Consider the following 26,371-nt stretch of genomic DNA (forward strand, 5'->3'; position numbering starts at 1 on the left):
CGATAGGAGGAAAAACCGGAGCCCCCGCGGGACGTCGTCCCGCGGGGGTTTTCTTTTGCGCGGAGAAATCGGATAACGGCCTCCTGCCTTTCAAAGCATGGACCCGTGACCGCGATGACCGACCGACGCCCTCTCCTGCGCGCGATTTTCGATGCGGCGGTCGCGGCGGCCCATCCCGATGTGGTGCTCGGCCGGCACCTGCCGCCGCCGCCGAAGGGCCGGGTGATCTGCCTTGCCGCCGGCAAGGGCGCAGCGGCGATGGCCGCGAGCTGCGAGCGGCATTACCTCGACGCGCTGAAGCTCGAACCACAGCGACTGCTCGGCATCGCCACCACCCGCCACGGCCATGGCCTGCCGACGCGGCGGATCAAGGTGATCGAAGCCGGCCATCCCGTGCCCGACGAAGCCGGACTGAAGGCCGCCGACGACACGCTGCGCCTGGCCGCGGAAGCGACCGCGGACGATCTGCTGCTGGTGCTGATCACCGGCGGCGGCTCGGCCAACTGGCTGGCGCCGGCCGAGGGTGTTTCCTTCGCGCAGAAGCAGCAGGTCAACCGCGCATTGCTGCGCTCGGGCGCGCCGATCGGCGAGATGAACATCGTTCGAAAACATCTGTCGCGCATCAAGGGCGGGCGGCTGGCGCGCGCCGGCCAGCGCGCCGCCGCCATCGTGACGCTCGCGATCTCGGACGTGCCGCATGACGATCCCTCGGCGATCGCGTCGGGCCCGACGGTGCCCGATCCGTCCACGCTTGCGGATGCGCGCGCCATCGTCGCCAAGTACGATCTCGCCGTCGACGACGCCGTGCGCCGCGCGCTCGACGATCCCGCCAACGAAAGCTGCAAACCGGGCGATCCCGCCTTCGCCCGCGCGACGTTCGAGCTGATTGCAAGGCCGAAGGTCGCGCTGGAAGCGGCGGCGAAGGTTGCGCGGGATGCCGGCTACCGCACCATCGCGCTCGGCGCCGATCTCGAAGGCGAGGCCCGCGAGGTCGCCGCCGGTCACGCGCGCATGGCGATCGAGGCGCGAGCCGAGGGCAAGCGCACCGCGATCGTTTCCGGCGGCGAGCTCACCGTGACCGTGCGCGGCAACGGCCGCGGCGGGCCCAACCAGGAATATGCGCTGGCGCTGGCCGGGCTGCTCCAGGACACGGGCGGCGTCGCAGCGCTAGCAGCCGACACCGACGGCGCCGACGGCGGCGGCGGCAGCGCATCCGATCCGGCCGGCGCCGTCATCGATGCGGCGACGTTTTCGAAGATGAAATCGCTCGGCCTCGATCCCGTGGCGTATCTCGCCGACAACGATGCGACCGGATTCTTTTCGCAGACCGGTGATCTCCTGCTCACCGGCCCGACGCTGACCAACGTCAACGACGTCAGAGTGATCCTGGTGGATTAGTCTAGCAGACCCTCTCCCCGCATCCGGAGAATTACCGGACCATTAACGCTTTGTTCAGCGCGTTCGCAGGAACCCGCCGCAATTTGCGATGCTTCTAGGATGCAATTCACCCGCGCTGGTTTGTAATGGCGACGACCTGCGATAAGGGACGCCGCAAATGGCGACGGGAAACGCCATATGACAGATAGCGAGCAACCAGCCGCCGAGGCCGGGCCTGCCGGCCTGCAGACGCGGCTCGAGGAAGCCATCCATAGCCTGTCCCTTGGAATCGTCATCTTCGACAGGGACCGCAAGGTCGTCTTCTGCAACCGGCGCTACGTGGAGATGTACGGGCTTACGCCCGAACAGGTGAAGCCGGGCACGCCGACCAGCGAACTGATCCGGCGCCGGCTCGACCTCGGCCTGAAGGTCGGGGGATCGCACGACGCATACATCCGCGAGCGGATCGGCCGCGACATCGCGCTCGACACCACCGTGCAGGAATTCACCGACGGCCGGATCATCGCCTACACGGTCCGCCCGCTGCCCGACGGCGGCGGCATCGCGACGCACGAGGACATCACCGAGCGCGAAGAGCTCCAGGCGCGTCTCAAGCAGGAGTGCGAGCGCCGCAAGGAGCAGGAAGACGCGCTACGCGTCCGCAATTTCCAGTTCGACGCCGCGGTCAACAACATGTCGCAGGGCCTGTGCTTCTTCAACGCAGACCACAAGCTGATCATCTGCAACGACCGCTTTCTCGAACTTTACGACATTCCAGCCGACAAGGTCGGGCCGGGCACCACGCTGAGCGAAATCGTCGACCTTCGCTACGAGGCCGGCAGCTGTCCGGCGATGCCCCGCGACGAATACGTACGGTGGCGCACCAACATCGGGATGTCCAACGAGGCCAGGGACAGCATCGTCGAGCTGAAGAACGGCAAGACGTTCAAGATCCGCCATCGGCCGATGCCCGATCTCGGCTGGGTCGCCACCCACGAGGACATCACCGAGCAGCGGCAGGCCGAAGTCAAGATCGAGCACATGGCGCACCACGACGCGCTGACCGATCTGGCCAACCGGGCGCTCTTGAACGAGCGGCTGGAGCAGGTGCTGAATCGCTGCCACGGCGCCCAGAAAGTTGCGGTGCATCACCTCGACCTCGATCAGTTCAAGGCGGTCAACGACACTTTCGGCCACCCCACGGGCGACAAGCTGCTCAAGACGGTGGCTGACCGCCTGCGCGCCCTGGTGCGCGAGACGGACACCATTGCGCGGACCGGCGGCGACGAGTTCGTCATCGTCCAGGCGCCGATATCGGACCCCACCGAGGCAACCACGCTGGCGCAGCAGATCATCGGCTGGATCAGCGAGCCCTATGACATCGAAGGCCAGCAGGCGATCGTCGGCACCAGCGTCGGCATCGCCGTCAGCCCCGGCGACGGCAATGCGCCCGACAAGCTGCTGCGCAATGCGGACCTGGCGCTGTACCGCGCCAAGGGCGACGGCCGCAGTACCTTCCGCTTCTTCGAGCCTGACATGGACGAGCAGATGCAGGCCCGCCGCATCATGGAGCAGGACCTGCGCAAGGCGCTGCCGGCGGGCGAGTTCGAGCTCTACTACCAGCCGGTGGTGAACCTGGAAAGCAACGATATCTCGAGCCTTGAGGCCCTGATCCGCTGGAATCGTCCGGACGCCGGCCAGGTGCCGCCCTCGATCTTCATTCCGCTGGCCGAGGAGATCGGCTTCATCGTGCCGCTCGGCGAATGGGTGATCCGCGAGGCTTGCCTCGCCGCGGCGCGATGGCCGGAGCATCTCAAGGTCGCCGTCAATATTTCGGCCGTGCAGTTCCGCGGCACCAGCCTGCTGCCCGTCATCGTCAATGCGCTGGCGGCATCCGGCCTGCAGCCGACGCGGCTCGAGATCGAGATCACCGAAACAGTGCTGCTGCGGGATCGCGAAGCGACGCTGGCTGTGCTGCACCAGCTGCGCGCGCTCGGCGTCCGCATCGCCATGGACGATTTCGGCACCGGCTATTCCTCGCTGACCTACCTGCAATCGTTCCCATTCGACAAGATCAAGATCGACCGCTCCTTCGTGCAGGACATCGCGGAGAATGCCGGCTCGCTCTACATCGTGCGCGCCGTGGCGGCGCTGGCGAAAGGCATGGGCATGACGGCGACCGCCGAGGGCGTCGAGACGACCGAGCAACGCGACAACATCGCGGCCGTCGGCTGCACGGAGATGCAGGGATACCTGTTCTCCAAACCGCTGCCCGTTGCCGAGATCGAGCGGCTGTTCCTGTCGCGGCTGCCGGGGCGAGACGATAGCAAGACCGCGGCGGTCGCTTGAGCCGCCGTTGAAACTTCCGCGCGACCCTGGCGACCACTTCCAAAATTGTAGCGTGGGCAAAGCGAAGCGTGCCCACCATCTCGAGCAGGATTGAAAGGTGGGCACGGCGCGTGCGCGCCTTTGCCCACCCTACAAGTGTTGTGGATCCGAATCAAAACTCCCGCGCGAGTTTTGCCAGCATCTCGAGCAGCGCGGCGCGGTTGGCGGGGCCGAGGACTTCGTTGAGCCGCGCCTCGTGCTTGGTGGCGACCAGCTTCTTGGCGCGGGCCAGCACGGCACGGCCCTTGTCGGTCAGGACCAGAATGTGCGAGCGGCGGTCATTGGTCGAGCGCATCCGCGCGCAGAGGTCGCGGCTCTCGAGCCCGTCCAGCATCGATACGAAATTCGGCCTGAGGATGCCGAGCGTATTGGCGATCTCGGTCTGGTTGCGGCCGGGGTTGCGGTCGAGCAGCAGCAGCACGGAAAACTGCGCCGGCGTCAGCTGCAGCGGCGCCACGCAATTGAGGAAATCCTCGAACACCCTGAGCTGGGCTCGCTTCAGCGAATAGCCGAGCAGTTCCGAAAGCTCGCCGAGCTGCAGCGCGGCCGGCTCATCGCCCTGGCCGTTCTCCTTGCGAGGCGGGCGGGTCGGCTTGCTGGCGTCGGCGCCGGCGGTCTTTGAAACAGTCATCGCTCCAAGCTCGCAATCCCGCTAAAAAGCCCGGGGGACACGCGATGCGCCCGTTGGGCCGGTCGGGCCTTGAGGTTATACTCGATAATTGTTATCCAGTATATCAAATGCCGGTAATTTTCAACCGGCGAGTTGGGGCGGCCCGGCGACCATCCAAGGCCCGGTCCGCTGGCGTCGAGGGGGAGCGTCCGGTTGAATACGACAATCATGCTGTTCCTGATCCAGGACGGCATTACCAACGGCGCGATCTACGCGCTGCTCGGTCTGGCGCTGGTGCTGGTGTTCGCCGTCACCCGCGTCATCCTGATTCCGCAAGGCGAATTCGTCACCTATGGCGCGCTGAGCTACGCCATGCTGTGCGCCGGCAACGTGCCCGGCACGGTGTGGCTGGCGATGGCGATGGGGGCCGGTGCCTTCGCCTTCGACCTGTTCGCCGCCCGCCGCGGGCTGCATCTGCGGAAGCTCGCCCGCAGCCTCGCCCTCAACATCGTCTTCCCCGCCGCCCTGCTGGCGGCGACCTATCTGCTCGTCGGCCCCAAGACCCCGATCGCGGTCAACATCGTGCTCGCGCTGCTGACCGTGGCGGCGATCTCACTGTATCTCTATCGCCTCGCCTTCCAGCCGCTGGCGCACACCTCGGTGCTGGTGCTGCTGATTGCCTCGGTCGGCTGTCATCTGGCGCTGCAGGGCCTCGGCCTCGTCTTCTTCGGTGCGGAGGGCCTGCGCGGCCCGCCGCTGTCGAATGCCGCCTTCACCGTCGGCGACCTGCGCTTCACCGGCCAGAGCATCGCGGTCTATGTCGTCACCGTCGCCTTCATCGTCGCGCTGTGGCTGTTCTTCGGCGCCACGCTGATGGGCAAGGCGCTGCGCGCCACCGCCGTCAACCGCCTCGGCGCGCGCCTCGTCGGTATCCGCACCACGCTGTCCGGGCAGATCGCCTTCCTGCTGGCAGCGGTGATCGGGGCCATCTCCGGCATCCTGATCGTGCCGATCACCACGCTCTATTACGACACCGGCTTCCTGATCGGCCTCAAGGGCTTCATTGCCGCGATCATCGGCGGCCTGGTCAGCTATCCCCTGACCGCAATCGCCGCGCTGGTCGTCGGCACGGTGGAAGCGTTCTCCTCGTTCTATGCCTCCAATTTCAAGGAAGTCATCGTATTCACCCTGATCATCCCCGTGCTGGTGCTGCGCTCGCTTGCCGCGCCCGCGGTCGAGGAAGAGGGAGACTGAAGCGATGATGAACCGCTGGCCTTTCTTCGTCTTTGCCGCCGTGATGGCGGCGATCCCGCTGCTTCCCGGCGTGCCGCCGTTCTGGATCGTGCTGCTCGACAATATCGGTCTCGCCGCGCTGGTCGCGATGGGGCTCGTGCTGCTCACGGGCCTGGGTGGTCTCACTTCCTTCGGCCAGGCTGCGTTCTGCGGCTTTGGCGCCTACACCACGGCGGTGCTCGCCACCACCTATGGCGTTTCGCCCTGGCTGACCCTGCCGGCCTCGCTGATCGTCAGCGGCATTGCCGCCGTCATCCTCGGCATCATCACCGTGCGCCTCTCCGGCCACTATTTGCCGCTCGGCACCATCGCCTGGGGCATCGGCCTGTATTATCTCTTCAGCAAGCTCGAATTCATCGGCCGCAACGACGGCATCTCCAACATCCCGCCGCTGTCGATCGGCACGCTGCGAATGCTCGATCCGGGCAGCATCTATTTCGTAATCTGGGTCGCGGTGCTGATTTCGGCGGTGCTGTCGATGAACCTGCTGGATTCCCGCACCGGCCGCGCCATCCGCGCGCTGCGCCGCGGGCATGTCGCGGCCGAGGCCTTCGGCGTGCAGACGCCGCGTGCAAAGCTGCTGGTGTTCATCTATGCCGCCGTGCTCGCCGGACTCTCTGGCTGGCTCTACGCCCATTTCCAGCGCGCGGTCACGCCGACGCCGTTCAGTGCGCATGCCGGCATCGAGTATCTCTTCATCGCCGTGGTCGGCGGCGCCGGCTATGTCTGGGGTGCCGTGCTCGGCGCCGGCATCGTCGTGATTTTGAAGGAAGTGCTGCAGAGCTACCTGCCCTACGTCTTCGGCGGCAAGGCGCAGCTCGAGACCATCGTGTTCGGCATCCTGCTGGTGCTGCTGCTGCAGCTCGCACCGACCGGCGTCTGGCCCTGGCTGATGTCGTGGCTGCCGTTCAAATCGGGCCGCAAGCACGCGGACAAGGCGCTTACCCTGCCCTCCCGCGTGCGCTCGCCGGCCGAGCCCGCCGTGCTGCTGCAGATCGACAAGGCCCGCAAGCAGTTCGGCGGCGTGATCGCGGTCAACGACGTCTCCTTCGACGTGCAGGCGCGCGAGATCGTCGCCCTGATCGGCCCCAACGGCGCCGGCAAGAGCACGACCTTCAACCTGATCACGGGCGTGCTGCCCACCACCGGCGGCGCCATCTCCTTCCTCGGCAAGCACGTCGACAACGCCGCCCCGCAGGAGATCGTCAAGCTCGGCATCAGCAGGACCTTCCAGCACGTCAAGCTGGTGCCCGATATGACCGTGCTGGAGAACGTCGCGATCGGCGCGCATCTGCGCGGGACTTCCGGCGCGATCTCCAGCATGCTGCGGCTCGACCGTGCCGACGAGGCAAGGCTACTGGCGGAAGCCACCCGGCAGATCGAGCGCGTCGGGCTCGGCGACCAGATCGACCAGCTCGCGGGCTCGCTTTCGCTCGGCCAGCAGCGCATCGTCGAGATCGCGCGCGCGCTCTGCGTCGACCCCGTGCTGCTGCTGCTCGACGAGCCGGCCGCCGGCCTGCGCCATATGGAGAAGCAAAGGCTCGCCGCGTTGCTCCGGCAACTGCGCGATGGCGGCATGTCCGTGCTGTTGGTCGAGCACGACATGGGATTCGTGATGGATCTCGCCGACCGCGTCGTGGTGCTCGATTTCGGCACCAAGATCGCCGAAGGCACGCCCGCGGCGATCAAGACCAATCCCGAAGTCATCAAGGCCTATCTCGGAGCGGCGGCATGAGCGCGCTGTTGGGGGTCACCGACGTCCATATCGCCTACGGCAAGGTCGAGGCCGTCCGCGGCGTCTCGCTCGAGGTTGGGAGCAACGAGATCGTCACCATCATCGGCGCCAATGGCGCCGGAAAAAGCACGCTGCTCAATGCCATCATGGGCGTGCTGCCGCTGAAGGGCCGCGTCGATTTCGCCGGCGAAAACATGGCGCGGCTCGAGATCGAGGACCGCGTCGCGCTGGGCCTCAGTCTCGTGCCGGAGCACCGCGGCCTGTTCGCGACCATGAATGTCGAGGACAATCTGCAGCTCGGCGCCTTCCGAATCCCGAAGGCGACCGCCGCGCAATCCTTCGAGCGCGTCTATACGCTGTTCCCGCGGCTGAAGGAGCGGCGCAAGCAGCTTGCCGGCACGCTGTCCGGCGGCGAGCAGCAGATGCTCGCCATGGGCCGCGCCCTGATGGGCGCGCCGCGCCTGCTGATGCTGGACGAGCCGAGCCTCGGCCTCGCCCCGATCATCGTCGCCGATATCTTCCGCACCATCGGCGAATTGCGCGCGAGCGGCGTCTCCGTGCTGCTGGTCGAGCAGAACGCGCAAGCCGCGCTGAAGATCGCCGGCCGCGCCTATGTCATGGAGCTCGGCGAGTTCGTGCTGTCAGGCTCGGCACAGGAGATCGCCGCCAACAGCCGCGTCGCCGCCAGCTATCTCGGCTTTACGCACGAAGGCGCGAGCGCGGTGTGATCCCAGTCCGGATGCTGTAGGGTGGGCAAAGGCGCGCGTGCGCCGTGCCCACCTTCTCCGGCACGGTGCAAGGAAGGTGGGCACGGCGCGAAGCGCCTTTGCCCACCCCACGAATTCCCCGCTCAAAATGTCATGCCCCGCGAAAGCGGGGCATCCAGTACGCCGAGACGTCGAAGCTTGTTTCAGGGGCCGCGGCGTACTGGATCGCCCGCCTTCGCGGGCGATGACAGTGTGCCTCACTTCACCAGCTGGTACTTCCCGCCCTTCACCGTCAGCAGGATGCGGGAGCGCTCGTCGACGCCGTAGCGGTCCTTTTCGGTGAAGTTGTAGACGCCTTGGCTCGCGGCGATCTCGCGCTCGGTCAGCATGGCCTGGCGAAGAGCCTCGCGGAATTCCGGCGTTCCCGGCTTTGCCTTCTTCAACGCCACTGGAACGATCCGCTCGAGCACGAGGAAGGCGTCGTAGGAGTGGCCGGCGAACTGGCTGCGGCTGTTCGCCCCGTACTTACCTTCATAGGCCTTGTTGAGTGCAAGGCCCGGCTTCTTGGTCAGCGCCGTATCCGGCTGGTCTTCCGGATCCATCACCGGACCGGAGGCCATCAGCACGCCCTCAGCCGCAGGGCCGGCGATGCGGATGAAGTCCATGCTGGCGGCACCGTGGGTCTGATAGATCAGGCCCTTGTAGCCGCGCTCGCGCAGCGTGGACTGCGGCAGCGCGGCGGCGGTGCCGGAGGCGACGACCAGGATCGCGTCGGGATTGGCGGCGACGAGTTTCAGCGCCTGACCGGCGACCGAGGTATCCGGACGCGCAAAGCGCTCCTCGGCGACGACCTTGATTCCCATCGGCTCGGCCTGGTTTTTGAGATCGTTGCGCCAGAGATCGCCGTATGAATCGCCGAAGCCGATGAAGCCGAGGTTCTTGACGTTGTTCTTCTTCATGTGGTCGTACATGACCTTACCGACGATCGGGATCGGCTGCGGCATCGCGACCGACCACTTGGCGCGTTCCGGCGTGATCGGCAATGGCGCCAGGCCGAGGTGCGGAATGCCCGCCTCGTTGGCGACGTTGGCCACCGCAATGGTCGACGGCGTGGTCGACGAGCCCATGATGATGTCGGCCTTGGACTCCGTCACGAAGCGGCGGGTGTTGGTGGTGGCGGTGGTGGGATCGCCGGCGTCGTCGAGCACGATGACCTTGAGCGGTACGCCGCCGATTTGCTTGGCGACGAACTCCAGCGAGTTGCGCTCGGGAATGCCGAGCGCCGCGGCTGGACCCGTTGTGGAAATCGAGATGCCGATGACGATTTCGTTGCTTTGCGCGAGAGCTGCACCAGGCAGCGCCAGCGCTGCGACAACGGCAGCAGACAGCAGGAACTTCTTCATTAACTCCTCCCTTGGACGTTGACTTCGTTAAACCAGATAGCGAAAGAGGGTTCAGCCCCTCCTTTGGTGGTGATGCGGGGCGATTGTCAGCCCCGCACGAACTTGTCGACGATCTCCTGCGGTATGGGTGCGGATTTCAGCTTGTCGGGATCGTCGGGGTGCTTGCCGACGAGGACGCGGGTCTCCCACGCTTCGATCGCCAGCGCATCCTTCTTGAACACCTTGTGCATCACCTCGAAGCTCGAACGCTTGAAGCTCTCGATCCGGCTTTCGATGGCGATCCAGTCGCCATGGGTGGAGGGGACGTAGAATTTCGCCCGCGTGTCCACCATGGGGATGCCGACCAGGCCATATTTGTGCACCAGGTCCTGCTTCGAGTAACCGGCGGCCTCGAACATGATCGAGGTCGAGTCGTCGAACATCGCGAAATAGCGCGGGTAGTACACGATGTTGGCGGGGTCGCAATCGCCCCACTGGATCTGTACGTCGCGCCGGTTGACGAACATGGTTGCTAGATATCCCCAATCGTTCGGAAATGGCAGTACGCCACCTCTCCCATAGGGAGAGGTGGAATTGAACCTGCCGTACGATCTCGCATCATCTCGCAACCATAGTCAGCGCGGCGCCATGCGGAGTGCGCCATCAAGCCGCACCACTTCGCCGTTCAGATATGGATTGTCGATCATGTGCGCGGCGAGCGAGGCGAACTCGTCGGCCGCACCCAGCCGGCGCGGGAACGGGATCGCGGCTGCGAGCGAGTCCTGCGCTTCCTGCGGCAGGTTGGCGAGCAGCGGCGTGAGGAAAAGGCCCGGCGCGATGGTGAGCACGCGGATGCCGAACTGCGCGAGCTCGCGCGCGATCGGCAGGGTCATGCCGACGATGCCGCCCGTGGACGCGGAATAGGCCGCCTGGCCGATCTGGCCGTCATAGGCGGCGACGGAAGCGGTGTTGATGACGACGCCGCGCTCGCCGGTCGCGAGCGGCTCGAGCTTCGCCATCGCTGCCGTGGCAAGCCGGATCATGTTGAAGGTGCCGTTGAGGTTGACCTGGATCACCCTGTCGAAATCGGCGAACGGCATCGGGCCTTCCTTGCCGATCACGCGCTTGGCAACGCCGATGCCGGCGCAGTTCACCAGCACCCGCGCCGGGCCGTGCGCTTTCTCGGCCGCGGCGACCGCGGCTTCGGCGGAAGCGGCATCGGCGACGTTGCAGGTGACGGCAACGCCCTTGATCTCGGCAGCGACGGCCTCTGCAAGCTTGGTGTTGAGGTCGCACACCGCGACCTTTGCGCCAAGCGAGGCCAGCCGCCGCGCGGTGGCGGCGCCCAATCCCGATGCGCCTCCGGTGACGATGGCGGCCTGATCCTTCAATTGCATGTTTTTTTCTCCTTGAAAATCCTGAGCTAGCCGAGCGCGATGACTTGCGCCGGCGGTTGTTCTGCGTAGAGCGCCTCGATCAGGCCGCTGCGATGCTCCAGCACCGCACGCTGGTTGATCGATCCCTTGTCGGTGACCTCGCCGCGGTCGATCGACAGCGGCGTATCGAGCAGCACCGCGCGGGTGATGCGGGTCGAGGATCCGGTAGCGGTGGCGAGGAATTTCACGAAGCGCTCGCGGAAGGCGGCGCGCACCAGGGGATCGGCGGCGACCGCTGCGAGATCGTCGTGCGGCAGCGCCGGATTGATCAGCCGGCAGCCGTCGAGATCGAGCACGACGAGGGCCGAAATCTCGTCGCGGTTGATGCCGGCGATGACGACGTCGCGCACCAGCGGCGCACAAGCCGCAACGAACCGCGCGCGCAACGGACCTACCGAAACCCAGGTGCCGCTGGCGAGCTTGAAGTCCTCGCCGATGCGGCCGTCGAAATCGAAGCCCGCGTTGAAGTCGTCCGGATCGGCAGGCTTGAGCGCATCGCCGAGCTTGTAGAAGCCTTCCTCGTCGAAGGCAGCCGCGGTCAGATCCGGCTTGCGCCAATAGCCCGGCATCACGTTCGGCCCCCTGGCGCGGACCTCGAGCTTGCCGTTGTTCGGCAGCAGTTTTGCGTCGTTGCCCGACACCGGCAGGCCGACATGGCCGGAGCGGCTGGTAACGGGATTGACCGACATGAAGAACGGCGCGGTTTCGGTGGCGCCAAGGCCCGTCAGCATCGGCACGCGATAGCCCTTGGCCTGTACCGCGAGCTCGTCGAGTCTGTTCCAGACGAAAGGCGAAAGCGCCGCGCCCGAGAAGAACATCGCATGCAGCCGGCCGAAGAATTTTTCCCGCAAGCCCGCATCGTCGCGCAGATAGGGCAGCAGCGATTCATAGCCCTTGGGTACGTTGAAATAGACCGTCGGCGAAATCTCGCGCAGATTGCGCACGGTCTCCTCGATGCCGCCGGGCATCGGCTTGCCCTCGTCGAGATACATCGAGCCGCCGTTGTACAGCGTCAGCCCGATATTGTGGTTGCCGCCAAAGGTGTGATTCCACGGCAGCCAGTCGACGATCACGGGCGGCTCGTCCTTCAGGAAGGCCAGCGTCTCGCGCAGCATCACCTGGTTGGCGCAGATCATGCGCTGGGTGTTGATGACGGCCTTGGGATTGCCGGTCGAGCCGGAGGTGAGCAGGAATTTCGCAATCGTATCCGGCCCGATCGCGGCATGCGCCGCATCGAGCTTGGGGTGGATGGGCGCTGCCATGAGATCGGCGAGCCTGGTCACGGTGCGGCCGGGCACCGCGCCAAAGGACGCTGCGATCTCCGTCCCCAGGGACACATTGACCTTCAGCGCATCGGCGAACCTGTCGGCGTCGTCGGCGAACACGAGGCCGGGCGTCAGGAGCCCGATGACATAGCCGAGCTTGCCGTAATCCCTGGAGACCAGTGAATAGGCCGGGGATACCGGGCAGAAGGGAATGCCGGCATAAAGTGCACCGAAGGCGAGCAGCGCGTGGTCGATGGAATTGCCGGAGAGGATGACGACCGGCCGCTCCGCCGAGAGCCCGCGCGCCAGCAAGGCAGATGCAATGTGCCGGCTCGAGACCAGCAGCTCCGCATAGGTGATCTCGCGCCAGCCGCCGCTCTTGTTGCGCTCGGCCATGAACACGCGGTTCGGCTCGGCATTGGCCCAGTGATGCAAGCGGTCGGTGATGCGCACGGGATAGTCGCCGAGCGGCGCCTTCGGCCGCAGGTAGATGGTGCCGTCGGGGCGCCGCTCGACATTGACGGCGGGCGTGCCGAACGAGATCGCGCGCAGCGGATGGCCGGCGGCGCCGCGGCCTGAACCGTGAGAGGCTGACGTGTTGGCCTTGGCGCTCATTTGCCCGGTTTCACCTTGGCGGTCTTGTGATCGAGGAAGGCACGGATGCGGCGTTTTGCCTCTTTGTCGCTTTGCGCCACCGTCGCCATTAGCGACTCCATCAGAAGGCCGGTCTGCGGGTTGGCCTCCGCGATCATCGGCAGCGCCTGCAACACGGCGAAGTTGGTCAGCGGCGCGTTGGCGGCGACGCGCGCGGCGAGCTCCAGCGCCTTGGGCAGCGCGCCATCGGGCTCGGTCAGGTATTGCGAGAAGCCGTAGGACGAGCCTTCGGTCGCGGAGTAGACGCGCCCCGTCAGCATCATGTCGACCATGCGCGGCACGCCGATCAGCCGCGGCAGCCGTACCGATCCGCCGCCGCCGACAAAGATGCCGCGCTGGCCCTCGGGCAGCGCGAAATAGGCCGACGGCTCGGCGACGCGAATATGCGCGGCACAGGCCAGCTCCAGCCCGCCGCCGATGACGGCGCCCTTCAACGCTGCGATGACGGGCACGCGGCTGTACTGGATGCGGTCGAACACGCGGTGCCACATCTGCGAATGCAGCAGGCCGCCGGTGGCGTCATGGTCGGTGAGCTCGGAAAGGTCGAGACCGGAGGAGAAATGGTCGCCGACGCCATGGATCACGACGGCGCCGACGCCGTCGGGGAGCCTGGCGAAGCAATCGCCGATCTCGAGGATGATGCCGTCATTGAGCGCATTGCGCTTGGCGGGGCGGTTGAGGCCCACGGTCAGCACCGCGCCTTTCTGCTCGATCTTCAGCAGTTCGGATTGACCCGCTGGCTGGGCGGGGGCGGCGTTTCCCATGGGTTCATTGCTTCCGTTTCAGAATAGTTATACTTTATAACGAATGACGCGGGAGTCAACAAGGCCAGTTCTCGCGCCCCGGACGCGGTGCAGCGTGAAACGCTGCGCCGCAGAGCCGGGGCCCATGGATGGGAGCGATGGACCCCGGATCAGCGGCGCATCACCATAGCGCGTCAAAGACGCGCGTGAACGCGCTTTCCGTGCTGCGCGGCATCCGGGGAACGCTGGCTGGAATCCCTACATCACCTGAAAAACGTCGATCACCACCCGGTCCGCGTGGCGGGCGGCGGAGGCGACGAAGATGTGGTGCATGAGCCAGCGGTATTTTTCGGCGCCGGTCTCGAATTTCGGCAACGTGCGGAAATAGATCAGCTTGGGGTCGACCGGCTCGCCCCGCTTCAGCTTCTGCAGCAGCTCGACCGGCCCGAAGCGGATGCCCCTGTTCTCGACATAGACTACCGCGCCGTCGTCGGTCTCGAAGGCGTATTTGGCTTCGAGGTCGATCAACTCGTCGGGGCGGATGATCTGGAAGTCGGCGCCGAACGGCAGCACCTTGCCGTTGACCTCGCCCCTCACCTCTCCGCCGATGATGGGAATGATACGGCGGACGCCGTGGCCGATGTCGCCGACGGTCGTCACCTCGGCGATGCGTGCGGTGATGGTGAAGACGTATTTTGTTTCCAGCGTCGGAGCCATCGCGCGTGCTCCTAGTGCGCCATCATGCGCGCGGGCAGCCATAGCGCCAGCATCGGAAATGCGATCAGGATGACGAGCCGGATCAGGTCGGTCACCACAAAGGGCATGACGCCCCGGAAGATCGTAGCGAACGATGCGTCGTGGATCACGCTCTTGATGACGAAGACGTTCATGCCGACCGGCGGCGAGATCAATCCGAGCTCTACCGTCATCACGATGATGACGCCGAACCAGATCGGGTCGAATCCGAGGTGAGTGATGACAGGAAAGATGATCGGTACCGTGAGGATGATCATCGCCATCGCGTCCATCAGGCAGCCGAGCACCAGATACATCACCATGATGAGTGCGAGAACGCCGTAGGGCCCGAGCCCGAGGCCGGTGAGAAGCTCCGTGACCTTTTGCGGCGTCTGCGTCACGGTGAGGAAGTACCCGAAGATCAACGCGCCGATCAGGATGGTAAAGACCGCGGCGGCGGTGCGGGTCGCCTGCAGCAGCGAACCGAGGATTTTCTGCTTGTCGAGCCGTCCGGTGAGGACGCCGATGAGGAATGCTCCGGTGGCGCCGACGCCGCCGGCCTCGGTCGGGGTGAAGCGCGGCAGGAACGGCAAACCGTACAGTCCTCCGATGACGAAGACGAACAGCAGCACCGGCGCCCAGATATTCCTCAGGCCGGCGAAACGCTCGCGCCAGCTGGTTTGCTTGCCGGTCGGCAGGAAGCCGGGGCGAAGCCAGCCGATCAGCGCAATCGTCAGCATGTACATGGCTATGGCGAGCAGGCCGGGAACGATGCCGGCCATGAAGAGCTTGCCGATGTCCTGCTCGGTGATGATGCCGTAAACCGCGAGCACGGTGGACGGCGGCAGCATGGCCCCCAGCGTGCCGCCGGCGGCGATCACACCGGTGGCGAAGGACTGCGGATAGCCGAAACGACGCATCTCCGGATAGGCGACCGCAGAGAACGTCGCGGCGGTCGCGACCGAGGAGCCGCAGATCGCGGCAAAGCCGCCGCAGGCGCCGACCGTGGCTATCCCAAGTCCGCCGCGTAGATGGCCGACAAAACCGTTGGCGGCGCGGAACAGCTCGCGGCTCATGCCCGAATTGCTGACGAACGCTCCCATCAGCAGGAACATCGGAATGACGCCGAAGGTGTAGTCGGTGACGGTCCGCATCGAGGTCTGGCCGACCAGCTTCAGCGCCGGCGTGAAGCCGACGAGGTAACCGAACCCGCAGACGCCGACGAGGCCCATCGCCATGCCGACCGGCACGCGCAGCAGCATCAGCGCAAACAGCGCGACGAATCCCAGCACCGCGACCGCATCCGTGCTCATCGCCTACTCCACGGCCTTGATCTTGGGCTCTTCCTGCATCTCCTCGGGATGGAAGATCAGGCGATAGGTGCGGATCGCGATCAGCAGCACCGCGGCGAAATCGCCGGCCCAGGCCAGCGCGAAGAACGGCCAGGTCGGCATGTGCAGGTCGAAGGTGAGCACGTTGTCGTTGTAGGTGCCGCGCACCTTGTCGAACAGCGTCCAGGTCTGCGCCGCCACCACGAAAAGCAGCACGAGGGTGGCGAACACGTCGATCATGCGCTTGTAGGTCGGGCCGACATTGGCCCAGACGAGGTCAACCGTGATGTGTCCGCCGCGATAGGAGGTGGCGGCGATGCCCCAGAAGATCAGGATGCCGAGCAGCATACGCCCGATATCGAAGGAATCCGGGATGTTGTAGCTGAGCGTGTTGCGCAGCATCACGGCAAGGAAGATGTTCAGCGCAACGATGCCGACAAAGGCGGCCGCGATCCATTCGATGGTGTCGATGAACCGGTCCATCCATACGCGATTCATGTCCGCTCCGAAGGCTGACCAGGGTAAGGAAAAGGCGCGGCGGACGATCCGCCGCGCCGCGCCAGGGGATCAGGTCAGTCTGCCAGTGCCTTGTGCTTCTTCAGCGCGGCGCGCAGCTCGGCCATTGCCGGGTCCGGATCGACGCCGTTCTTCTTGACGCCCTCGCCCCAGGTCTTGGCCAGCGGCTCCGACGCCTTCTTCCACAGCGCGATCTGCTCCGGCGTGAGCTTGTAGACTTCGTGACTCGGCTCCGCCTTGATCTTCGCGATGCCGGCATCCTCCATCTTGCCCCAGTGCTCGCCGACCCTGCCTGCGGTCTCGGTGTTGCAGTTGTTGTCGACCGCCTTCTTCTGCTTGTCGGACATCTGGTTGTATTTGTCCTTGTTCATCACGAAGGCGAAGGTCGTGACGTAGAGCGGCGCCTCCATGTCGTACTTGGTGACCTTGTCGATGCCGAACAGCAGCAGCGACCCCCACGGGAAGGTGACGGCGTCGGCGACGCCGCGCTCGATGATGTCGCGCACTTCCGGCGCCGAGGACTGCACGTTGGTGCCGCCGAGCATCGTCACGAAGTTCGCCATGGTGGCATGCGCCGGGCGGATCTTCATGCCCTTGACGTCGTCGGGCACCACGATTTTCTTGGCGCGGGAATGGAACGACGACGGAGAATGGATGAAGGCGAGGCAGAACTTGACGTCCTTCATCTCCTTGCCGGCGTACTTGCGATACCACTCATCCAGCGCCATCGAGCCGCCCTTGGCGTCCGACATCAGGAAGGGCAGCTCGCCCGCGCCGATGACCGGGAAGCGGCCGGGCTGGTAGCCGGGATTGATATAGGTGACGTCCGCGATGCCGTCGCGCGCCATGTCGTAATGGTCGAAGGCCTTGCCGAGCTGCTGGGCCGGGAAGATTTTCGACTTGATGGTGCCGCCGGAGTCCTTGTCGACCGCGGCCGCCCAGTCCTCCAGCGACTTCTGCAGCGGGTGCGAGGCCGGCACCCAATGCGAGATCTTCAGCTCGAAAGTCTTGTCCTGCGCCAACGCGGGCGTCACACCGGCGGCAACGAGCAGCGCCAGACAGGTCATCCTCATCTTCATCGACGTCCTCTCCCTCTAGCAGGCCGGCTGCACGCCGGCTCATTAATTAACATGTTATCTATCCTGCGTGGACCGTTCAAGGCGGAACACACCCTGACCGACGGCGGGGCCCCAGCCATACGTCATTCGTGGGGTCATTTCTTGCCTTGCAGCGAAGTCGCATTCTCCCACACAATCGTCCTTGCTGCGACTGTTATACAGTATAATTGTCATGGCAAGGAGGCTGCGGCGGGCGGTATTCTCACCGCCTGACATGCGCACGGGGAACGGGCTTGCGGACGAAAGTTGTCATTATCGGCGCCGGGCCGGCGGGATTGTTGCTCGGACAGCTCCTGCACCGCTACGGCATCGACAATGTGATACTGGAGCGGCAGACCGGCGACTATGTGCTCGCCCGCATCCGGGCGGGCCTGCTCGAGGAAGGCACGGTCGAGCTGCTCGAAAAGGCCGGGGCCGGCGCGCGCGCCCGCCGCGAGGGGCTGGTGCATCACGGCCTGGAGCTCGCTTTCGGCGGCTTGCGGCATCGCATCGACCTGCACGGCCCGACCGGCAAGTCCATGATGATCTACGGCCAGACCGAGGTCACGCTCGACCTGATGAATGCGCGGAAGGCCGCCAACCTGCATTCGATCTATCGCGCGGCGGACGTCACGCCGCACGACTTCGACACCGACCATCCCCGCGTCACTTACGTCAAGGACGGTGTTACCCACGAGATCGCCTGCGATTTCATCGCCGGCTGCGACGGCTTTCACGGCGTCAGCCGCACCAGCGTCAAGCCCGAGGCGATCAAGACCTATGAGCGCATCTATCCGTTCGGCTGGCTCGGCATCCTTTCCGAGACCCCGCCGGTCTCGCCCGAGCTGATCTACGTCAACCACGAGCGCGGCTTTGCACTCTGCACCATGCGCTCGATGCGGCGCAGCCGCTACTACGTGCAGTGCCCGCTGGACGATCACATCGACCAGTGGCCGGACAAGCGGTTCTGGGACGAATTGAAATCGCGGCTGGACGAACGGGCGCGGGACAGCATCGTCACCGGTCCATCGATCGAGAAGAGCATTGCGCCGCTGCGCAGCTTCGTCGCCGAGCCGATGCGGTTCGGACGCATGTTCCTGGCGGGCGATGCCGCGCACATCGTGCCGCCGACTGGCGCCAAGGGCCTCAACCTCGCCGCCAGCGACGTACACTATCTATCGACGGCGCTGCGCGAATACTACGACGAAGGATCTTCCGCCGGGATCGACGCCTATTCGGCACGCGCGCTGGCGCGGGTCTGGAAAGCGGTGCGCTTCTCCTGGTGGATGACCTCGATGTTGCACAAATTCCCCGACCAGGGCGAATTCGGCCAGCGGATCCAGGAGGCGGAGCTCGAATATCTCGTCAGCTCGAAAGCGGCCTCGACGTCGCTGGCGGAGAATTACGTCGGGCTGCCGTTTTAAGTCGGGCTGTCTCACGTTCGTCATTGCGAGGAGCGCAAGCGACGAAGCCGCGGCTCATGCCGCGGTCTTCTCGGGCTTGATCTGGAAATTGCGGGTGGTGGCAAGCACCGTTCCGCACAGGATTTCGCTGTCGCCGGAGACGGCATAGACATCGGCCGCGCCGACCGAATTGGTCCGGCCCGCCTGCAGCACGCGGCCCTTTGCCCTGAGCCTGTCGCCCTTGGCCGCGCCGGTCATCTTGACCGTGAAATCGAGCGTCGCCAGCGCCCACCCCGGCGGCAGCAGCGACAGGCAGGAGGTGACTGCGGCGACATCGCCGGCGGTGCCGACGATGGAGGCCGGAAACTGACCGGGCGGGCCGGAAAAGCGCTCATCGAAGGGCAGTTCGATCGTCACTTCGCCGGGCGAGACAGAGACGATGCCGATGGAATAGGCCCGCACGAAGTCCATCGAGGTGGCAAAGGCCTCGATCTCGGCCGTGCTGAGCCGGTCTTTTACGTCAACCATGAGACAGCCTCCTTCTCACGCGTTCGCCCGCTTCCGGTTCGGGGCGTCCTTTCGCAGGACAACCGCCAGCGATTTCGCGATGTCCTCGATCGGTGCGCCGCTGCATTCCACGCGGGCGAGAATCAGCGAGCCCTCGAGTGCCGAGACCGCCAGCGTCGACAGCCGCCGCGCTTCCAGTTTCGAGAAACCGTCGCGCAACAGCGCTCGGGCAATCACGGCGCGCCACGCGGCAAAGGCCTCCCGGCCGGCCAGCGCAATTGCCTCCGATTGCGGCGCGGACTCCAGTAGCGTGGTCGAGATCGGACAGCCGTCGCGGAAGCCGGATTTCGCCATCCAGCCGACCACCAGCCGGCAATAGGCCTGCACCATCGCCGCCGTGGTCCCGTGCTCCTGTTCGAGCTTCTCCAGGGTGGCGACCACGCCCCTCCCGGCGAAGCGCACCGCGGCCTCGCCGATCTGGTCCTTGCCGTCGGGAAAGTAGTGGTAGAGCGAGCCTTTTGGGGCGCCCGCCACTTCGGCGATCTCGTTGATGCCCGTCGCGGCATAGCCGTGGCGGCGAAACAGCGTCGCCGCCGCCCGCACGATCGCGCCCCTATGTTTTGGCGGTGCCGGCATGCCCGATGGTTCCCGGTTGGCAGTTAAGGCAATTCTATATAGACTGGTCTAGATAAGCAATGGTGGGCGTTTCAAACGGGCGCTGCAAGACCGTTTAAAACTTTGTAGGCGGTGCGTTCGACGCGACGATCACGTTCAATGCCGAAGACAGCATGACATCCGAGGCCGCATGACCATGACCGGTACCGAGCTGACTTCGATCCCCGAAGGCTTCGAGCCGCACTTCCGCAAGAGCCCGCTCACCGATCCCTGGGAACCGCTCTATTCCAGGCGCACGGAGAATGCCGTGCACATGGGCCTGCGGCTGGCGAGAGCGCACACCAATTCGCGCGGCCTCATCCATGGCGGCCTGATCGCGGCGCTCTCCGACAACACGATGGGCTACAGCTGCGCGCAGGCGATGGGATGGGACACGAGCAAGTCGCTGGTGACCATCAGCCTTGCCGTGGATTTCATCGGCACCGCTGACATCGGCCAGTGGCTTTCGATCGAAACCGAAGTGATCAGGACCGGCAGCACCATCTGCTTTGCGCAAAGCCTGATCAAGGCCGACGACGTCGTGATCGCGCGCGCCAACGCCACGTTCCGCGTAGTGCCGAGGAAGGAGGCGTAACGCGCGCTCGTGTCCCGGACGCAGTGCAGCGTGTACGCTGCTCCGCAGGGCCGGGACCCACGCACGCGTGCGAAGCGACATGGGCCCCGGCTCGGCAGCGCACCGCAAGCGCTGCGCTGCGTCCGCGGCGGCACCAGAGCATGAGCTAACCGAAATGCCAGTCGGCGGTCTCGGTGACGAGATCGATGAAGGCGCGCACCTTGGCCGAGAGCAGGCGCGAGGTCGGATAGACGACGTGGATCGGCAGCGGCGGCTGCTCGAATTCTTGCAGCACGATCCTGAGCGCGCCGCGCCGGATGCCGTCCGCCGCCTGATAGGCGAGCACGCGCGTCAGCCCGCCACCCTGCTCGGCATATTGGATCGCGGCGTCGGCACCGTTGGAGGAGAAGCGTGGCGCGATGTTGAGGCGAAACTCGCGGCCCGCCTCCGTGAAGCGCCATTCGCCGGTCACGCTGCTCGCGCCGAACTGGATGGTCTGGTGGCCGGCGATCTCGGCCGGCGTCGTGGGCTCGCCGTGGCGCCTGAGATAATCGGGCGAGGCAACCACGATGCGCCGCATCTCGCCGACATGGCGCGCCACCAGCGAGGAGTCGGCGAGGAAGCCGATGCGCACGGCAAGATCGATGCCGTCCTCGACGAGGTTGACGATGCGATCCTCCAGCCGCAGCTCGGCGGAGACGTCGGGATATCGTTGCAGATAGGCGGCCATGAGCGGGCTGACATGCAGCCGGCCGAAGCCGACCGGCGCCGATACCACCAGCCGTCCGCTCGGCCGGGTGCGCTCGCCCTCCGCCGCAAGCTCGGCTTCCTCGACATCGGCCAGGATCCGCCGCGCCCGCTCGAGAAAGCGCGTGCCGGCGTCGGTCAGCGTGACCGAGCGGGTAGTCCGCTGCAGCAGCCGGGCGCCGAGGCGCTCTTCCAGCGCCGCGATCAGACGCGTCACCGCCGAGGGCGAAAGCCGCAGCTTGCGCGCTGCCGGCGCAAAGCCCTGCAGATCGGCCACCGCCACAAAGGCTTGCATGGCGTCGATACGGTCCATGCTCATTATTTCATAATCTGCAATTATGAAGTGTCAATTCCCATAATTGTCCCACAGATCGAATTGGAACATATGAGTGGGGCGCGGCGCCCGCACACCCCGATCACTCGCAAAATCCCGATGAAAGGAAACGCCAATGCCCCGCATTGCCACTCCCGCCTCGATCGAAGCCGCGCCGCAAGCCGCCCAGCCGCTGCTGCAGGCCGTCCACAAGCAGCTCGGCGTCGTGCCGAACATGTTCCGCGCCATCGCCAACAGCCCCGCCGCGCTGGAAGGCTATCTCGGCCTGAACGGCGCGCTGGCCAGGGGCGCGCTCGAGCCGGCGACCCGCGAGCGGATCGCGCTCGCCATCGCCGAGGTGAACGGCTGCGACTATTGCGCCTCGGCCCATAGCTATCTCGGCAAGAACCTCAGCAAGCTTTCGGACGCCGAAATCGCCGCCAACCGTGACGGCGGCTCGACCGACGCAAAGGCCGACGCCGCCGTCCGCTTCGCCGTCAAGCTTGCGCAACGGCGCGGCCATCCGTCCGACGCCGACGTCGGGGCGGTGAAGGACGCCGGCTATACCGACGCGCAGGTGATCGAGATCGTGCTGCACGTCGCGCTCAATACGCTCACCAATTACGTCAACGAGACGGTGAAGACGGAGATCGACTTCCCGGCGGTAACGACCAATCCGCTGCGCAAGGCGGCATGAACGGCAGGGGCGTCGCGCGGCTCTCCTCCCGCGCGCCGCCCCGTCGAGGCGATACGGGAGACAAAAACCGATGTCTGACGTTCATACCTATTCCAGCGACGTCGCCTTTACCCGGGCCGTGAAAACCATCCAGGCCCGCAAGGGCTCGCGCGAGGCCTATGCCGAGCAGGAAGCGCGCGGCGGCTGGCGCACCGAGATCGACGAAAATCTCGCGGCCTTCCTCGGCCAGGCCGACAGCTTCTATCTTGCGACGGCGACGGCGGACGGTCAGCCCTACATCCAGCACCGCGGCGGACCGAAAGGTTTTGTGAAAATCCTCGACAAGAACACCATCGCCTTCGCCGACTATGCCGGCAACCGGCAATACATCACGCAAGGAAATCTCTCGGAGAATCCAAGGGCCTACATCTTCGTGATGGACTACGCGCATCGCCGCCGCGTCAAGCTCTGGGGCGAGGCGCGCATGGTCGAGGACGACCCTGCGCTGATCGAGGCCCTGATGCCGAAGGGCTATCGCGCGCGGCCCGAGCAGGCGCTGGTGTTCAGGATCACGGCGTGGGACACCAACTGCCCGCAGCACATCCCGCAAAAATTCGACGCCGCCGACGTTACAGCGGCGCTCGCTGTGCGCGACGCGCGCATCGCCGAGCTCGAGGCGGAGCTCCTTGCCCTGAAGGGTCGGCCAGCTCCCGCACGCTAAAGGATCAGGCCGCCGCCACGGCCTCTTGCAGCGGCTTCCAGGCGAATTCCGGATAGTACCGGGCCATCATGCGATCGACATAGGCAACGAGGTTGTCGAACTTTTCCGCCCGCTCGCGCAGGGCGGAATCGAAATACGGCGTCAAAATTCCCGCGAGCGCGCCGAAGGCGGTGGCGTCGGTGCCGCAGGGCTCCTCTCCCATCAGATAGGTCTTGTCGCCGAGCTGCACTGAGAGCGCAAACAGCGAGCGCACCGCGAGGTCGACATCCTCGTCCGGGCCATGGCGGCCGAGGCCGCTCAACAGGTAGTTCTCGGCGACACGGAATTGCGCGTCCTCGCGCACCTTCTCCCGCTGATGCTCCGGCACGCGGTCGAAGAAATGCGCCGGCCCCTTGGCGAAGTTCTCCGGATTGACCCAGCGCGCGCCCACCAGCGCCCAGTACACGTGGTGCTCGATCATGCGCTCGAACGCCCAGGCCTGCGCGCGCTGCTGCAGGCTGAGCGGCGCATCGAAATCGAAGCCGTATTTGCCCTCGAGATGGGCGCGGATGAAGGTGGAATCGGCGACGCGCTCGGCTTCGTCCTCGATATAGGGCAACTGACCCTTCGGCGAAGCCGGCGGCATGGCTTTTTCCTTTCGGTAGGCAAGGCCCGCCATGCGCAGCTGCACCTCGGTCTTGGTGACGAACGGGCTGATTTCCGGCAGGCCAAACCCGGCGCCGAAGCCAAATAACGTAATCATTTCGGGCTCCTTCAGGCACATCGCGCAAACGCTAGCGGAGGGCTGCTGCCACCATGGTGTCAGCAGGGTTTTGCCGGCCGCTTGCACGAGGCGGCCGCGGCGATACAAACCGCCGGCGTCCGAATGCCCCGGCGGCCGCAAGCAGGTTCAGGACCAGCGCGATCATGCCCCAGCGCAGGTCGGTGGAACCGAGCTGGGCGGCGACCAGGCGCTCCAGCATCCAGGTTTGAAGCCGCCAGAGCGGCTGGTAATTTCCGAGCTCGCACAGAATCATCATGGACAAATCCCCTTCGATCGTTGTCCCTGATGTACCCGTCCCCTGCTGCCAACATCCTGTCAGCATCGGTGCGGTGAACCGAGAAAAAGAGAACGACCATGAGACGCGCCGACCGGCTGTTCCAGATCATCCAGGTGCTTCGGCGCACGCGTAAGCCCTTGACGGCGGACGCGATCGCCGCCGAGCTCGAAACCTCGAAGCGCACCATCTATCGCGATATCGCCACCCTGATCGGCCAGCGCGTGCCGATCCGCGGCGAAGCCGGCATGGGCTACATCCTCGAAAAGGGATTCGACCTGCCGCCCCTGATGCTGACGCCCGACGAGATCGAGGCCGCCGTGCTCGGCGCGCAATGGGTGGCGGGCAATGCCGATCCCGTGCTGGCGCGCGCGGCCGAGGATCTCAAGGCGAAGATCGCCGACACGGTGCCCGAGCGGCTGCGGCCCTTCGTGCTGGAGCCGGCGAGCGGCGCGCGCCCCAACTGGCGGCGCGAGCCCGACCGCATCGACATGGCGCGGACCCGCTCGCAGATCCACGAGGGCAGGAAGATCGCGCTGCGCTACCGCGACGAGCATGGCCGCGACAGCGAGCGCACGATCTGGCCGATCGCGATCGGCTATCACGAGGCGGTGCGGCTCTTGGCGGCCTGGTGCGAATTGCGCAAGGACTTTCGCAGCTTCCGCACCGACCGCGTGATCGATGCGGATTATCTCGAGGAGAAATATCCGGAAAGGCGCGACGTGTTGCGGGCGAAATGGCGACAGAGCATGGTGTGGGGACAGCCGAAGGAACCGTGATGGCCGCGATCGCCGACAATCCCTGCCAGAGCTGCGGCGCCTGCTGCGCCTATTCGGCCAACTGGCCGCGCTTCACCATCGAGGACGACGCGGCGCTCGATCTGATCCCGGCGAAGTATGTCAACGAACGACAGTCCGGCATGCGCTGCGAGGGCGAACGCTGCTCGGCGCTGACCGGCGATGTCGGGGCTGCGACGTCATGCGCGATCTACGCAGTACGGCCGGAAGTCTGCCGCACCTGCCTGCCCGGCGATGACGAATGCAACATGGCGCGCCGGCGGCATGGGCTCTCTCCACTTGTCGCCCCGGCGTAGGCCGGGGCCCATGCTGCGTGATCTAGCGATTGGGCAATCGGAGAGACGCCCTCTACTACAAAAGGCTTTCGAGGTTATGGGTTCCGGCCTTCCAGGCCGTGTAAAAACTCGCGCATCGCGATTCGCGCTAGAATCTGATTCTATCGCGAGTGGGAAGAGAAGATCGAATGCATCGCGAACGCCAGAAAAAACCGGTCGCATAGCATTCTGTTCTATCGAAACTCGCGGTCTTTGAGTTTTTACACAGCCTGCTTCGCCGGCACGACACTACGCCGTGACGGCCGCCGCGACGTCCTCGTCGTCGAGCACGTCCTCCAGCGGCTTGAACGCGGAGAGCGGCTTGGTCGAGAGCGTGATCGGCTTGCGGTTGCCGCTCGAGGTGGAGGCGGAGGTGCGCGCCGCCGGCTCACGCGACAATGCGTAGAGGGTCGAGCCGACGCGGCCGCCGATCTCGATCAGCTCGCGCTCGCTGCAGCTTGCGGCAATGGCCAGCGCCAGCTGATGCAGGTGGCTGCGGCGATAGCAAAACAGCGCCAGCATGGCGCGGACCTCGGGCGAAACGCTTTCGACGAGTTTCGGCAAACCGTGCTCGCTGGCGCGATACATCTCGCCGAGCAACTCGTCCCGCACCGGGCAGAAATCGTTCTCGAAGACGTTGCGGCTTGAAAACATTGCAGTTCTCCTGTTTGGGAAGATGCGCCGCAATTCTCTAACGAAGGGTTAACCCTGCCCGCCGGTACTCTCCCGGGGGGTGTTGCAAGGCCGCGAATCGGCGCAGCACTCCCCTGGGCGAGAGAGGTGAAGTAAGAAGCACCGGGAGAATACAGAGAAAATCGCCATGCCCTTCGCCATCTCCGACTTGCGCCGACAGCCGCAGTTCTTCGACATCGTCGCCGACCGCATCTGGCAGGCGTGGTGGCAGCCTTCCGGTTTTCCGCGCGGGTACATCGCAGCGCGTCTCACCGAAAGCATGGCGGATACATCGATCCCATTCGCACTGGTCGCTCACGAGGGCCCACGATTCCTCGGCACGTCATCGGTGATCGCGTCGGACCTCGAGGAACGGCCGCAGCTCACGCCATGGGTCGCCGCTGTCTGGGTCGAGGAAGATGCACGCAAGCTTGGTGTCGGCGGCACGCTGGTCAATCGCGCGACGGAAGCCTGCTTCGCGCTCGGCCGGCAGCGAGTTCATCTCTGCGCGCGGGCACGCATGGCAGAGTTCTACCGGCGGCTGGGCTGGACGATGATCGAGCGCGGCGTCGGACCGCATGAACTCGATGTGTATTGTCGGGAGGCGGGTCCCCTCAATTCGCCGCCATGAAGATCGACAGGCCGAAGCCGGGCAGGTGATGCAGCGCCTGGTCGACGCCGATCAGC

Annotated in this window: 28 protein-coding genes and 1 pseudogene; 12 read left to right on the forward strand and 17 right to left on the reverse strand. The window is 65.4% G+C overall.

From position 1 onward, the window contains the following. Positions 1-114 precede the first annotated feature (114 nt). Together ACT4OC_RS21210 and ACT4OC_RS21215 are read left to right on the forward strand one after the other, a co-directional pair. Positions 115-1,398 (forward strand): glycerate kinase type-2 family protein, encoded by a 1,284-nt coding sequence (locus tag ACT4OC_RS21210; protein ID WP_444840991.1) that lies wholly within the window; start codon positions 115-117, stop codon positions 1,396-1,398. 177 nt (positions 1,399-1,575) lie between these two features. After that, positions 1,576-3,726: a sensor domain-containing protein gene (locus ACT4OC_RS21215; RefSeq protein ID WP_444840992.1), complete on the forward strand. Its 2,151-nt coding sequence runs from the start codon at positions 1,576-1,578 to the stop codon at positions 3,724-3,726. 151 nt (positions 3,727-3,877) lie between these two features. On the opposite strand, the gene ACT4OC_RS21220 is transcribed toward ACT4OC_RS21215, so the two are convergent. Continuing rightward, positions 3,878-4,396, reverse strand: a complete 519-nt coding sequence (locus tag ACT4OC_RS21220) for a MarR family winged helix-turn-helix transcriptional regulator (RefSeq protein ID WP_444840993.1) — start codon at positions 4,394-4,396, stop codon at positions 3,878-3,880. 192 nt (positions 4,397-4,588) lie between these two features. On the opposite strand from ACT4OC_RS21220, the gene ACT4OC_RS21225 reads away from it, so the two are divergent. Genes ACT4OC_RS21225 through ACT4OC_RS21235 form a run of 3 tightly spaced genes read left to right on the forward strand, consistent with a single transcriptional unit; the run spans position 4,589 to position 8,131 of the window. Beyond that, positions 4,589-5,629, forward strand: a complete 1,041-nt coding sequence (locus tag ACT4OC_RS21225) for a branched-chain amino acid ABC transporter permease (protein ID WP_444840994.1) — start codon at positions 4,589-4,591, stop codon at positions 5,627-5,629. A gap of 4 nt (positions 5,630-5,633) precedes the next feature. Beyond that, positions 5,634-7,403 carry a branched-chain amino acid ABC transporter ATP-binding protein/permease gene (locus ACT4OC_RS21230; RefSeq protein WP_444840995.1) on the forward strand — a complete coding sequence of 590 codons (1,770 nt, stop codon included), beginning with the start codon at positions 5,634-5,636 and terminating at the stop codon, positions 7,401-7,403. Next, the gene (locus ACT4OC_RS21235; protein WP_444840996.1) at positions 7,400-8,131 is read left to right on the forward strand and encodes an ABC transporter ATP-binding protein; all 732 of its coding nucleotides are present in this window, start codon (positions 7,400-7,402) and stop codon (positions 8,129-8,131) included. Before ACT4OC_RS21230 ends, ACT4OC_RS21235 begins: the two co-directional genes overlap by 4 nt. 236 nt (positions 8,132-8,367) lie before the next feature. Here the strand turns inward: ACT4OC_RS21235 and ACT4OC_RS21240 are convergent, their stop codons facing one another. The 9 genes from ACT4OC_RS21240 to ACT4OC_RS21280 all read right to left on the reverse strand — a co-directional run bounded on the left by ACT4OC_RS21240 (position 8,368) and on the right by ACT4OC_RS21280 (position 17,245). Further along, positions 8,368-9,513 (reverse strand): ABC transporter substrate-binding protein, encoded by a 1,146-nt coding sequence (locus ACT4OC_RS21240; protein WP_444840997.1) that lies wholly within the window; start codon positions 9,511-9,513, stop codon positions 8,368-8,370. Positions 9,514-9,599: 86 nt separating this feature from the next. Further along, a complete protein-coding gene (locus tag ACT4OC_RS21245; protein WP_444840998.1) occupies positions 9,600-10,019 on the reverse strand; it encodes an acyl-CoA thioesterase in 420 nt (139 codons plus the stop codon). 108 nt (positions 10,020-10,127) lie between these two features. Next, on the reverse strand, positions 10,128-10,889 hold the full coding sequence (locus ACT4OC_RS21250; RefSeq protein WP_444840999.1) for an SDR family NAD(P)-dependent oxidoreductase: 762 nt from the start codon (positions 10,887-10,889) through the stop codon (positions 10,128-10,130). A 26-nt stretch (positions 10,890-10,915) separates the two neighbouring features. Continuing rightward, on the reverse strand, positions 10,916-12,808 hold the full coding sequence (locus ACT4OC_RS21255; protein ID WP_444841000.1) for a feruloyl-CoA synthase: 1,893 nt from the start codon (positions 12,806-12,808) through the stop codon (positions 10,916-10,918). After that, complete coding sequence (locus tag ACT4OC_RS21260; RefSeq protein WP_444841001.1) at positions 12,805-13,611, reverse strand: crotonase/enoyl-CoA hydratase family protein; 807 nt, start codon at positions 13,609-13,611, stop codon at positions 12,805-12,807. The genes ACT4OC_RS21255 and ACT4OC_RS21260 overlap by 4 nt, the downstream gene beginning before the upstream one ends. Before the next feature lie 237 nt (positions 13,612-13,848). Further along, positions 13,849-14,307: a DUF3237 domain-containing protein gene (locus ACT4OC_RS21265; protein WP_444841002.1), complete on the reverse strand. Its 459-nt coding sequence runs from the start codon at positions 14,305-14,307 to the stop codon at positions 13,849-13,851. Between the two features lie 11 nt (positions 14,308-14,318). Then, the gene (locus tag ACT4OC_RS21270) at positions 14,319-15,638 is read right to left on the reverse strand and encodes a TRAP transporter large permease (RefSeq protein WP_444841003.1); all 1,320 of its coding nucleotides are present in this window, start codon (positions 15,636-15,638) and stop codon (positions 14,319-14,321) included. 3 nt (positions 15,639-15,641) lie between these two features. After that, a complete protein-coding gene (locus ACT4OC_RS21275) occupies positions 15,642-16,154 on the reverse strand; it encodes a TRAP transporter small permease (protein WP_444841004.1) in 513 nt (170 codons plus the stop codon). A gap of 74 nt (positions 16,155-16,228) precedes the next feature. Next, a complete protein-coding gene (locus tag ACT4OC_RS21280) occupies positions 16,229-17,245 on the reverse strand; it encodes a TRAP transporter substrate-binding protein (protein ID WP_444841018.1) in 1,017 nt (338 codons plus the stop codon). Positions 17,246-17,523: 278 nt separating this feature from the next. On the opposite strand from ACT4OC_RS21280, the gene pobA reads away from it, so the two are divergent. Continuing rightward, on the forward strand, positions 17,524-18,693 hold the full coding sequence (pobA, locus tag ACT4OC_RS21285; RefSeq protein ID WP_444841005.1) for a 4-hydroxybenzoate 3-monooxygenase: 1,170 nt from the start codon (positions 17,524-17,526) through the stop codon (positions 18,691-18,693). 54 nt (positions 18,694-18,747) lie between these two features. On the opposite strand, the gene ACT4OC_RS21290 is transcribed toward pobA, so the two are convergent. Both ACT4OC_RS21290 and ACT4OC_RS21295 read right to left on the reverse strand, forming a co-directional pair. Continuing rightward, the gene (locus ACT4OC_RS21290; RefSeq protein WP_444841006.1) at positions 18,748-19,200 is read right to left on the reverse strand and encodes a PaaI family thioesterase; all 453 of its coding nucleotides are present in this window, start codon (positions 19,198-19,200) and stop codon (positions 18,748-18,750) included. A gap of 15 nt (positions 19,201-19,215) precedes the next feature. Further along, on the reverse strand, positions 19,216-19,815 hold the full coding sequence (locus ACT4OC_RS21295) for a TetR/AcrR family transcriptional regulator (RefSeq protein WP_444841007.1): 600 nt from the start codon (positions 19,813-19,815) through the stop codon (positions 19,216-19,218). A 169-nt stretch (positions 19,816-19,984) separates the two neighbouring features. On the opposite strand from ACT4OC_RS21295, the gene ACT4OC_RS21300 reads away from it, so the two are divergent. Continuing rightward, entirely contained in the window at positions 19,985-20,428 is a 444-nt protein-coding gene (locus tag ACT4OC_RS21300) for a PaaI family thioesterase (RefSeq protein ID WP_444841008.1), read from the forward strand. A gap of 145 nt (positions 20,429-20,573) precedes the next feature. On the opposite strand, the gene ACT4OC_RS21305 is transcribed toward ACT4OC_RS21300, so the two are convergent. Then, complete coding sequence (locus tag ACT4OC_RS21305) at positions 20,574-21,467, reverse strand: LysR family transcriptional regulator (protein ID WP_444841009.1); 894 nt, start codon at positions 21,465-21,467, stop codon at positions 20,574-20,576. A 136-nt stretch (positions 21,468-21,603) separates the two neighbouring features. Here ACT4OC_RS21305 and ACT4OC_RS21310 point away from each other — a divergent pair, with 136 nt between their 5' ends. Continuing rightward, the gene (locus tag ACT4OC_RS21310; RefSeq protein ID WP_444841010.1) at positions 21,604-22,164 is read left to right on the forward strand and encodes a carboxymuconolactone decarboxylase family protein; all 561 of its coding nucleotides are present in this window, start codon (positions 21,604-21,606) and stop codon (positions 22,162-22,164) included. A gap of 70 nt (positions 22,165-22,234) precedes the next feature. Beyond that, positions 22,235-22,864 carry a pyridoxamine 5'-phosphate oxidase family protein gene (locus ACT4OC_RS21315; protein WP_444841011.1) on the forward strand — a complete coding sequence of 210 codons (630 nt, stop codon included), beginning with the start codon at positions 22,235-22,237 and terminating at the stop codon, positions 22,862-22,864. A 4-nt stretch (positions 22,865-22,868) separates the two neighbouring features. Here the strand turns inward: ACT4OC_RS21315 and ACT4OC_RS21320 are convergent, their stop codons facing one another. Both ACT4OC_RS21320 and ACT4OC_RS21325 read right to left on the reverse strand, forming a co-directional pair. Further along, on the reverse strand, positions 22,869-23,606 hold the full coding sequence (locus tag ACT4OC_RS21320; RefSeq protein ID WP_444841012.1) for a glutathione S-transferase family protein: 738 nt from the start codon (positions 23,604-23,606) through the stop codon (positions 22,869-22,871). Between the two features lie 31 nt (positions 23,607-23,637). Further along, positions 23,638-23,883, reverse strand: a complete 246-nt coding sequence (locus tag ACT4OC_RS21325) for a hypothetical protein (protein ID WP_444841013.1) — start codon at positions 23,881-23,883, stop codon at positions 23,638-23,640. A 98-nt stretch (positions 23,884-23,981) separates the two neighbouring features. Here ACT4OC_RS21325 and ACT4OC_RS21330 point away from each other — a divergent pair, with 98 nt between their 5' ends. Next, the gene (locus ACT4OC_RS21330) at positions 23,982-24,680 is read left to right on the forward strand and encodes a helix-turn-helix transcriptional regulator (protein ID WP_444841014.1); all 699 of its coding nucleotides are present in this window, start codon (positions 23,982-23,984) and stop codon (positions 24,678-24,680) included. Continuing rightward, positions 24,680-24,994, forward strand: a complete 315-nt coding sequence (locus ACT4OC_RS21335; protein WP_444841015.1) for a YkgJ family cysteine cluster protein — start codon at positions 24,680-24,682, stop codon at positions 24,992-24,994. Before ACT4OC_RS21330 ends, ACT4OC_RS21335 begins: the two co-directional genes overlap by 1 nt. 267 nt (positions 24,995-25,261) lie before the next feature. Here the strand turns inward: ACT4OC_RS21335 and ACT4OC_RS21340 are convergent, their stop codons facing one another. Then, a complete protein-coding gene (locus tag ACT4OC_RS21340; protein WP_444841016.1) occupies positions 25,262-25,666 on the reverse strand; it encodes a hypothetical protein in 405 nt (134 codons plus the stop codon). 166 nt (positions 25,667-25,832) lie between these two features. Here ACT4OC_RS21340 and ACT4OC_RS21345 point away from each other — a divergent pair, with 166 nt between their 5' ends. Further along, positions 25,833-26,315 (forward strand): GNAT family N-acetyltransferase, encoded by a 483-nt coding sequence (locus ACT4OC_RS21345; RefSeq protein ID WP_444841017.1) that lies wholly within the window; start codon positions 25,833-25,835, stop codon positions 26,313-26,315. On the opposite strand, the pseudogene ACT4OC_RS21350 reads toward ACT4OC_RS21345, so the two are convergent. Next, positions 26,299-26,371: pseudogene (locus ACT4OC_RS21350) on the reverse strand (DUF3307 domain-containing protein); the annotation flags it as partial. The gene ACT4OC_RS21345 and the pseudogene ACT4OC_RS21350 overlap by 17 nt on opposite strands.

The organism is Bradyrhizobium sp. (genome assembly GCF_052389815.1).
GTDB lineage: Bacteria > Pseudomonadota > Alphaproteobacteria > Rhizobiales > Xanthobacteraceae > Bradyrhizobium.